The sequence below is a fragment of the Vibrio sp. OPT46 genome (assembly GCF_015163535.1).
Classification (GTDB): Bacteria; Pseudomonadota; Gammaproteobacteria; order Enterobacterales; family Vibrionaceae; genus Vibrio; species Vibrio alginolyticus.
Window position 1 is genome coordinate 1 of the sequence record NZ_JADDYG010000694.1, and the last position, 840, is coordinate 840.

Here is an 840-nt window from a genome sequence, read left to right on the forward strand (position 1 = left end):
TGCGTTCGAATGATGAAGTAATAGGTACCTGATTTGTCAATGAAACGATTGGTTGGATGTAAACGGTGTGTAGCTTAATTCTTTCAGAGTGCATTTGGCATAAGGTTGCTAAGACGAAATAAGGTCCTTCCACTTCTTTAAGTGCCGATTTGGCTAAAGGGCTCACCAAACGGGTAAACGACAGACACGTGTCATCAATTACTAAAGAATGTTCTTTTAACTCAATAGTATTGGTGATGAACATGCAAAATGCTTGTGGGCGTCCAGGGCCTTTCCACCCAGTCCCGGTTTTACGATAGAGTTTTGAAAAAGCGTATCTCAAACCTGTTGGTCCGATAAATATGTATTTATCAAGAGTACTACTTCCAAAGAGGATTTTATTGGCAGAGCTCTTAAGTTTGAATAAGTGCTGTTCAGCCGACATAGATTTTCCGGAGAAATGCCAATTTGATAGTGTGTCGGTTAATAAATGATAATACAGCCTTTCTAACTTACTCTCTCCATGCCGTACACTGGGCGTTCGTGTTGAAGTTGACTTTGGATTAGTTGAATCAGTTCCTGTAGAAGGGAGAGCTCTGTGATAAATAAAGGTATTAAAATCTGATTCTTCGGACTCAGGCGAAATATCTCTATTTACCGCTTCTCTGCAACCTTTTATGTCTGAGTACAAGGGACAATTTTGCAGATGTTGGCCATGCTCATAATGATTCACCATGAATATGTAATCCCCCCTTTTACGTAGATACATTGTGGCTGGTGGTGATACACAGTGGCAATTGAGTACTGAATCAGAAAGACGGAGAATTTTTAATTTGGATTGGGCTTCTGGGCTTTTAATAC

Annotated in this window: 1 protein-coding gene; it reads right to left on the reverse strand. The window is 40.0% G+C overall.

The genetic code is table 11. From position 1 onward, the window contains the following. The coding region (locus IQR33_RS25345) for a hypothetical protein (protein ID WP_193844166.1) at positions 1-715 on the reverse strand (715 nt) is incomplete at its 3' end. Positions 716-840: the final 125 nt, after the last annotated feature.